Raw genomic sequence first — 7003 nt, 5'->3', positions numbered from 1 at the left:
GGGGGGGGGGGGGGGGGGGGGGGGGGGGGGGGGGGGGGGGGGGGGGGGGGGGGGGGGGGGGCCGTGGGCGGCTTGCGGTTCGTTGGGGCTGGTCGCGCGGTTCCCCGCGCCCCAAGCGGATGCTCTTACCGTTGGGTCAGGATGCGGGGGCCTGTTTTCGTGATGGCCACTGTGTGTTCCGCGTGCGCTGCTCGGGTGCCGTCGGTGGTGTGGAGGGTCCAGCCGTCGGGGGCCGTGCGGTAGCCGTCCGTGCCGCCGGCGATCAGCATGGGCTCGATGGCGAGGACCATGCCGGGGCGCAGGGGGAGGCCGCGGCCGGGACGGCCCTCGTTCGGGACCCCGGGGTCCTCGTGCATGCGCCGGCCGATGCCGTGGCCGCCGAAGCCGTCCATGATGCCGTAGCCCGCCGCACGGCACACCGAGCCGATGGCGTGGGCGATGTCGCCGATGCGGTTGCCGACGACGGCCGCCTCGATGCCCGCGGCCAGCGCCCGCTCGGCGGTCTCGATCAGCCGCAGGTCCGCGGGGCGCGCCCGGCCGACGACCAGGCTGAGCGCGGAGTCGCCCACCCAGCCGCCGAGCTCCGCCCCGAAGTCCAGGGAGAGCAGGTCGCCGTCGCGCAGCCGGTACCGGGTGGGCACGCCGTGCACGATCGCGTCGTTCACCGACGCGCACAGCACGCCCGGGAAGGGCATCGGGGCGAAGGCGGGCCGGTAGCCGAGGAAGGGCGAGGTCGCGCCCGCCTCTCGGAGGATGTCACGGGCCAGGGCGTCCAGCTCCAGCAGGGAGACGCCCACGCCGGCCGCCTCGCGCAGTGCGGTCAGCGTCCGGGCCACGACCTGGCCGGCCTGGTACATGGCGTCGATCGAGGCGTCCGTCTTCAGTTCCACCATGCCAATTACTATACCGGTATTTGAATCACGCTCGTCGCCGTAGAATGACGGCATGGTGCGCACCCCCCTCACCCCTGAAGAGCGCGAACGCGGCGAGCGGCTCGGGCGGCTGCTGCGCGAGGCGCGCGGCGACCGCAGCATGACGGAGATCGCGGCGAGCGCCGGCATCTCCGCCGAGACCCTGCGCAAGATCGAGACCGGCCGCGCCCCGACCCCGGCCTTCTTCACCGTGGCCGCGCTCGCCGGCGCCCTCGGCCTGTCGATGGACGAGATGGCCGGGCGCTGCACACCGGCCGAGGTCTGAGCCGGGGCCGTACCCGCCCGGCACTCGTCCAGCGGAGTGTGAAACAGGATCGACTCAGCGGGTTCACGACGATGGTCTTGGCAAGGCCGCCCCTGAGGCTTACGTTCGTGCCTCTAGGCCCGTTCTACGGGCGTAGAGGCCGGGAGCCCGTGTCACGCCCTTCCGGCCGGGGACGTGACACAGGCTCTGACGTACGTCGAAGGAGCAGCTCATGGCCAACGTCGTCCGTGCGGCCCTGGTCCAGGCCACCTGGACCGGCGACACCGCGTCCATGATCGCCAAGCACGAGGAGCACGCCCGCGCGGCGGCCCGGCAGGGCGCGAAGATCATCGGGTTCCAGGAAGTCTTCAACTCGCCCTACTTCTGCCAGGTCCAGGAACCCGAGCACTACCGCTGGGCCGAGCCGGTCCCGGACGGGCCGACGGTGCGCCGGATGAGGGAACTCGCCCGCGAGACCGGCATGGTGATCGTCGTCCCCGTCTTCGAGGTCGAGCAGTCCGGCTTCTACTACAACACCGCCGCCGTCATCGACGCCGACGGCAGCTACCTCGGCAAGTACCGCAAGCACCACATCCCGCAGGTCAAGGGCTTCTGGGAGAAGTACTACTTCAAACCCGGCAACCTCGGCTGGCCCGTCTTCGACACCGCTGTGGGCAAGGTGGGCGTCTACATCTGCTACGACCGCCACTTCCCCGAGGGCTGGCGGCAGCTCGGCCTCAACGGCGCCCAGCTCGTCTACAACCCCTCCGCCACCCACCGCGGCCTGTCCTCCTACCTGTGGCGGCTGGAGCAGCCCGCGGCGGCCGTCGCCAACGAGTACTTCGTCGCCGCGATCAACCGCGTCGGCCGCGAGGAGTACGGCGACAACGACTTCTACGGGACGAGTTACTTCGTGGACCCGCGCGGACAGTTCGTCGGGGACGTCGCCGACGACGCCAAGGAGGAGCTCCTCGTCCGCGACCTCGACTTCGACCTCATCGAAGAGGTGCGGCAGCAGTGGGCCTTCTACCGCGACCGCCGCCCCGACGCCTACGAAGGGCTGGTGCAGCCGTGAACGACCTCTACGACCGGCACCGGGCCGTCCTGCCCGACTGGCTCGCGCTCTACTACGACAGCCCCCTGGAGATCACCCACGGCGAGGGCCGCCACGTCTGGGACAGCGAGGGCCGGCGCTACCTGGACTTCTTCGGCGGCATCCTCACCACCATGACCGCGCACGCCCTGCCCGAGGTCACCAAGGCGGTCAGCGAGCAGGCCGGGCGGATCATCCACTCCTCCACCCTCTACCTCAACCGGCCGATGGTGGAACTCGCCGAGCGCATCGCCCAGTTGAGCGGCATCCCGGACGCCCGGGTCTTCTTCACCACCTCCGGCACCGAGGCCAACGACACCGCACTGCTGCTCGCCACCACCCACCGGCGCAGCAACACGATCCTGGCCATGCGCAACAGCTACCACGGACGTTCCTTCAGCGCCATCGGCATCACCGGCAACCGCTCCTGGTCCCCGAGCTCCCTGTCCCCGCTGCAGACCCTCTATGTCCACGGGGGCGTGCGCACCCGCGGCCCGTTCGCCCACCTGAGCGACGCCGAGTTCATCGCCGCCTGCGTGGAGGACCTGCGCGACCTCCTCGGCCACACCCGTCCGCCCGCGGCCCTGATCGCCGAACCCATCCAGGGCGTCGGCGGGTTCACCTCCCCGCCCGACGGCCTCTACGCGGCCTTCCGCGACGTACTGAACGAACACGGCATCCTGTGGATCGCCGACGAGGTGCAGACCGGCTGGGGCCGCACCGGCGAGCACTTCTGGGGCTGGCAGGCACACGGGAGGAACGGCCCGCCCGACATCGTCACCTTCGCCAAGGGCATCGGCAACGGCATGTCCATCGGCGGGGTCGTCGCCCGCGCCGAGATCATGAACTGCCTGGACGCCAACAGCATCTCCACCTTCGGCGGCACCCAGATCACCATGGCCGCCGGCCTCGCCAACCTCAACCACCTGATCGAGCACGACCTCCAGGGCAACGCCCGCCGGGTCGGCGGCCTGCTCATCGAGCGGCTGCGGGCCGTCGCCGCCCAGCTGCCCGGCGTACGGGAGGTGCGCGGACGCGGACTGATGATCGGCGTCGAACTGGCCCGGCCCGGGACCGACGAGGCCGACCCGCGCGCGGCCGCCGCCGTGCTGGAGGCGGCCCGCGAGGGCGGCCTGCTCATCGGCAAGGGCGGCGGACACAGCACCAGCGCCCTGCGCATCGCACCACCGCTGTCCCTCACCGTCGCGGAGGCCGAGGAGGGCGCCGCCATCCTCGAAGGCGCCCTGCGCAGCGCGTACTAGCGCGCCCTGAGGCAAGCCGCGCCGAACCGGCCACGAAGAGGCGCCGAACCGGCCACGAAGAAATCACCGAACAGGCCACGAAGAAAGGGGAACGCCATGACCGCCGCCGCGGGCCGCCCCCTGACCTCCTTCGAGACCGACGCGACCGAGCCGGCTCTGACGGTTCGTCAGGTACTCGCTCTGGAGCGGGTGCTGGCCGGGGAACCCGAGGTGGTGGCGGGCGCCGGCCACCTTGACCGGCCCGTGCGCTGGGTGCACGTGGCCGAGGCCGCCGACGTCGGCGTGATGCTCACCGGCGGCGAGATGGTCCTCACCACCGGCGTGCTGCTCGCCGGCGACGAGGACAAGCAGGCCGAGTACATCCGTTCCCTGCACCGCGCCGAGGCCGCCGCCGTGGTGCTCGGCCTCGGCCGCGCCTTCCCCACCCCGCCGGAGGTGATGCGCCGGGCCGCCGAGCGGTGCGGGCTTCCCCTGGTCGTCCTGCACCGCCCCTTCCCCTTCGCGGAACTGACCGAGGAGGTCCAGTCCCGGCTGGTGCGGCGCAAGTTCGCCGCCGTCAGCCTCTCGGAGTCCGTACGCACCGCGCTCACCGCGCTCATCACCGCCGGCGCCCCGCTCCAGGCGCTGCTCGACGAGATCGCCCAGCACAGCGCCTGCCCCGTCGTCGTCACCAACCTCGCCCACCGGGTGCTGGCCACGGCGGGAGAGCGGTCCGCGGTGGACGACGTGCTGCGCGACTGGGAGCGCATCGCCCGGCAGGCATGGGGGCACCACCCAGGCCGTTCAGGCACTGGGGGAGGCAGCGAGGGCGACGGCTGGATCCGCGCCGAACTCGGCGGGCGCGGCGAGCGCTGGGGCCGCATCGTGCTGTGCGGGCACCGCGGCGACACCGCCACCGGACGGCTGCTCGCCGACCGCGCCGCCGAGGCCCTCGTCCTGCACCGCATGCTCGGCGGCAACGCGGGCTGCACCTGGGAGGAGCAGTCGGCGCAGGGCCTGCTCACCGACCTGGTCAGCGGGGTCGTGGCGGCCCGGCAGCTGCTGCCCCGGGCACGCGCGGCCGGGCTGCCCGTCAACCGGCGCACCTTCGTGCCGCTCGTCGTGCCCGGCGGCGATCCGGCCGAACTCGACCGGCTGCTGCGGCTGCTGGGCCTGACCGGCCTGGCCGCCGAACTCGCCGAGGGCGCCACCGCCGTACTCCTCAGCCTCGCCCGCGACCAGGACGCCGACGCCCTCACCGCGCACTTCGCCGCCCGGCTGCGCGCGGAGTCCGGGGCGCACGGCACGGTGGTGGCAGCCGCCGACGCCCGTACCGCCTGGGACGAGGTGCCCGCCGGGCTGCGCGAGGCACGGCACGTCGCCGAGGCCGTCGCGGACTCCGCCGCGGCCCTCGACCTCCCGGCCGTCGTACGCCTGAAGGACGTGCACCTGCGCGGACTGATCCGGCTGCTGCGGGACGACCCGCATGTGCAGTCCTTCGCCGAGCGGGAGCTGGACGGGCTGCTGTGCGGGGCCGGCCAGGACCTGCTCGACGTGCTGCGCACCTACCTCGCCACCGGCCGCAACAAGTCCCGCACCGCCCAGCTCCACCACGTCTCCCGGCCCGCCCTCTACCGCCGCCTGGAGGCCATACAGACCCGCCTGGGGGTGGACCTCGACGACTTCGAGCAGGCCGCCTCCGTGCACATCGCGCTCCTCGCGCACGATGCGCAACACCAGTGAAATCTGCGATCACCTGGGAAAACGGCGGTGAAACATGCGATGTGGAGAAGGTGACACGGTGACACGCCGCACCCCCGCAGACGTGACACGGTGCACCTCAAAGCGGGCCGTCCGGCTTTCTACGCTCGCCGCACACCGAACAGAGCGGAGGACCCGATGAGCAGAGTGATCCGTGCCGCCCTCTTCCAGACCGCCTGGACCGGCGACAAGGAGTCCATGATCCAGGTCCACGAGCAGGCGGCCCGTGACGCGGCCGCGCAGGGCGCCCAAGTCCTGTGCTTCCAGGAGCTGTTCTACGGACCCTACTTCTGCCAGGTCCAGGACCCGGCGTTCTACGAGTACGCCGAGCGGATCCCCGAGGGACCCATCGTCCGGCGCTTCCAGGCGCTCGCCCGCGAACTGGGCATCGTCCTCGTGCTGCCGATGTACGAGGAGGAACAGCCCGGCGTCCTCTACAACACCGCCGCCGTGATCGACGCGGACGGCTCCTACCTCGGCAAGTACCGCAAGACCCACATCCCCCAAGTGCGAGGCTTCTGGGAGAAGTTCTACTTCCGGCCCGGCAACAGCGGCTGGCCCGTCTTCGACACCAGGGCCGGCCGGATCGGCGTCTACATCTGCTACGACCGCCACTTCCCGGAGGGCTGGCGGGCCCTGGGCCTGGCCGGCGCCGAGATCGTCTTCAACCCGTCGGCCACCTCCCGCGGTCTGTCCGGCTACCTCTGGCAGCTCGAACAGCCGGCGGCGGCCGTCGCCAACGAGTACTTCGTCGGCGCGATCAACCGGGTCGGCGTCGAGGAACTGGGCGACAACGACTTCTACGGCACCTCCTACTTCGTCGACCCCGAGGCGCAGTTCGTCGGCGAGGTGGCGGGAGACAAGGAGACCGAACTCCTCGTGCGCGACCTCGACCTGGCCAAGCTGCGCGAGGTCCGCGACCGCTGGCAGTTCTACCGCGACCGCGCCCCGGGCGCCTACGGGCCGCTGACCGCGCCCTGACGGCCGGCCAGTACCGAACCCACCGTGTCCACGACCGGAAGGAGAGGGAGCATGAGCCGTACCGTCATCCGTGGTGGCCTCGTCATCACCGCCTCCGACGAGATCCACGCCGACGTCCTGATCGAGGACGGCCGCATCGCCGCCCTCGCCGCCTCCGGCACCCCGGCCGCCGAGGCCTGGACGGCCGAGCGGGTCGTCGACGCCACCGGGAAGTACGTCATCCCCGGCGGCGTCGACGCCCACACCCACATGGAACTGCCCTTCGGCGGCACCTTCGCCTCCGACACCTTCGAGACCGGCACCCGGGCCGCCGCCTGGGGCGGCACCACCACGATCGTCGACTTCGCCGTGCAGAGCGTCGGCCACACCCTGCGCGAGGGCCTGGACGCCTGGCACGCCAAGGCCGAGGGCAACTGCGCCATCGACTACGGCTTCCACATGATCGTCTCGGACGTCGGCGACGAGACGCTGAAGGAGATGGACCTGCTGGTGGAGGAGGGCGTGACCTCCTTCAAGCAGTTCATGGCCTACCCCGGCGTCTTCTACTCCGACGACGGCCAGATCCTGCGCGCCATGCAGCGCTCCGCCGAGAACGGCGGACTGATCATGATGCACGCCGAGAACGGCATCGCCATCGACGTGCTCGTCGAACAGGCCCTCGCCCGCGGCGAGACCGACCCCCGCTACCACGGCGAGGTCCGCAAGGCGCTCCTGGAGGCCGAGGCCACCCACCGCGCCATCCGGCTCGCGC

At 71.9% G+C, this 7003-nt stretch carries 7 protein-coding genes; 6 read left to right on the top strand and 1 reads right to left on the bottom strand.

From position 1 onward, the window contains the following. Positions 1-125: 125 nt before the first annotated feature. Positions 126-893, bottom strand: coding sequence for a type I methionyl aminopeptidase (gene map, locus IE249_RS29385; RefSeq protein WP_189709730.1), 768 nt, complete (start codon positions 891-893; stop codon positions 126-128). Between the two features lie 52 nt (positions 894-945). Between map and IE249_RS29380 the strand changes: the two genes are divergently transcribed. From IE249_RS29380 to IE249_RS38880, 6 genes are all read left to right on the top strand, one after another. Next, entirely contained in the window at positions 946-1197 is a 252-nt protein-coding gene (locus IE249_RS29380) for a helix-turn-helix domain-containing protein (RefSeq protein WP_189709593.1), read from the top strand. A 211-nt stretch (positions 1198-1408) separates the two neighbouring features. Beyond that, a complete protein-coding gene (locus tag IE249_RS29375; protein WP_189709591.1) occupies positions 1409-2251 on the top strand; it encodes a nitrilase-related carbon-nitrogen hydrolase in 843 nt (280 codons plus the stop codon). Further along, entirely contained in the window at positions 2248-3531 is a 1284-nt protein-coding gene (locus tag IE249_RS29370) for an aspartate aminotransferase family protein (RefSeq protein ID WP_189709589.1), read from the top strand. The genes IE249_RS29375 and IE249_RS29370 overlap by 4 nt, the downstream gene beginning before the upstream one ends. A gap of 96 nt (positions 3532-3627) precedes the next feature. Continuing rightward, the gene (locus IE249_RS29365) at positions 3628-5253 is read left to right on the top strand and encodes a PucR family transcriptional regulator (protein WP_189709587.1); all 1626 of its coding nucleotides are present in this window, start codon (positions 3628-3630) and stop codon (positions 5251-5253) included. A gap of 156 nt (positions 5254-5409) precedes the next feature. Continuing rightward, a complete protein-coding gene (locus IE249_RS29360) occupies positions 5410-6252 on the top strand; it encodes a nitrilase-related carbon-nitrogen hydrolase (RefSeq protein ID WP_189709585.1) in 843 nt (280 codons plus the stop codon). A 51-nt stretch (positions 6253-6303) separates the two neighbouring features. Next, a partial coding sequence (locus tag IE249_RS38880; RefSeq protein ID WP_229859508.1) for an amidohydrolase family protein occupies positions 6304-7003 on the top strand: 700 nt, incomplete at its 3' end.

The organism is Streptomyces anandii JCM 4720 (genome assembly GCF_014650655.1).
GTDB classification, from domain to species: domain Bacteria; phylum Actinomycetota; class Actinomycetes; order Streptomycetales; family Streptomycetaceae; genus Streptomyces; species Streptomyces anandii.
This window is presented reverse-complemented; position numbering and strand designations above follow the sequence as displayed.